This window comes from Kitasatospora sp. A2-31 (assembly GCF_022288725.1).
Classification (GTDB): Bacteria; Actinomycetota; Actinomycetes; order Streptomycetales; family Streptomycetaceae; genus Kitasatospora.
Genome location: NZ_JAKNTA010000170.1, coordinates 1 through 1,500, shown reverse-complemented (window position 1 = coordinate 1,500; position 1,500 = coordinate 1). Strand labels below are relative to the sequence as shown.

General features: G+C 73.4%; 1 protein-coding gene. It reads left to right on the top strand.

The window, feature by feature from the left end; translation table 11 throughout:
• Positions 1–10: 10 nt before the first annotated feature.
• Positions 11–1,342, top strand: coding sequence for an L-serine ammonia-lyase (locus tag MCM47_RS40585; RefSeq protein ID WP_238951634.1), 1,332 nt, complete (start codon positions 11–13; stop codon positions 1,340–1,342).
• Positions 1,343–1,500 lie beyond the last annotated feature (158 nt).

Here is a 1,500-nt window from a genome sequence, read left to right as displayed (position 1 = left end):
GGAGTCCTCCTTGATCAGCGTGTTCGACCTGTTCCGCGTCGGCATCGGACCGTCCAGTTCCCACACGGTGGCACCGATGCGCGCCGCCCACCACTTCGTCCGGGAGCTCGACCGGGCGGGCGTGCTGGCCGAGGTCGCGACCATCGACGTCGAGCTGTACGGCTCGCTGGCCGCCACCGGTGTCGGCCACGGCACCGACAAGGCCGTCCTGCTCGGGCTCGCCGGCGAGCGGCCGGAGACGGTCGACGTCGCCACCGCCGACGAGCGCTTCCGTCTGATCACGGCCGAGCGCCGGGTCCGGCTGCCCGGCTCGCAGACCGTCGGGTTCGACCTGGTCCTCCATCACCGCTTCCTGCCGGACGCCCATCCCAATGCCCTGACCTTCACGGCCCTGGACCGGGACGATGTCGTCCTGGGCACCCGGACCTTCTACTCCATCGGCGGCGGCTTCCTGCTCCACGAGGCCCTCGGCGCTCCGCACGAGGTGCCCCGTCCCTTCACCGACGCCAAGCAGCTCATCGACCTGGCCGGGAGCGGGCGGATCAGCGACCTGATGCTGGCCAACGAGAGCGTCCGGCGACCCGAGGCCGAGGTCCGCGCCGGGCTTCTGCAGCTGTGGCAGGTCATGCGCGACTGTGTCGACCGCGGCTGCCGGACGGACGGCACGCTGCCGGGCGGCCTGAACGTCGCGCGCCGCGCCCCGGCACTGCACCGCCGACTCCGGCAGCAGGGCGGTCCCGGGGATCCGCTGCGCGCCATGGACTGGGTCGCGCTCTACGCGCTCGCGGTCAACGAGGAGAACGCCGCCGGCGGGCGGGTCGTCACGGCACCCACCAACGGCGCTGCGGGCGTGCTGCCCGCCGTCCTGCACTACTACCACCGGTTCGTCCCCGGCGCCGACGACGACGGCACCGTGCGCTTCCTGCTCACCGCCGCCGCCATCGGCATCATCGTCAAGCGCAACGCCTCCGTCTCCGGCGCCGAGGTCGGCTGCCAGGGAGAGGTCGGCACCGCCGCCGCCATGGCCGCCGCCGGTCTGACCGAACTCCTGGGCGGCACCCCCGGCCAGGTGGAGAACGCCGCGGAGATCGCCCTGGAACACCACCTCGGCCTGACCTGCGACCCCGTCGCCGGACTCGTCCAGATCCCCTGCATCGAACGCAACGCCATCGGCAGCCTCAAGGCCATCGCCGCAGCCCGCCTCGCCCTCAACGGCGACGGACGGCACCTCGTCCCCCTCGACGCCGTCATCCGCGCCATGCGCGACACCGGAGCCGACATGAGCACCAAGTACAAGGAGACCGCGCTCGGTGGCCTCGCCGTCAACTTCCCCCAGTGCTGAGCACGGTGTCGGCACCGGCTCGGCGGGACTCCCCCGCGGCTACGCGGCGGCGCGGTGGAGCGGTGACCCGGCGGGCCGGGGTCGGTCAGCGGGAGCCCTCGTGGCCGGGGGTTCTCGCCGGTGCTTCCGGTCCGCCGGTCGTGGGGGCGGGGGGTTTC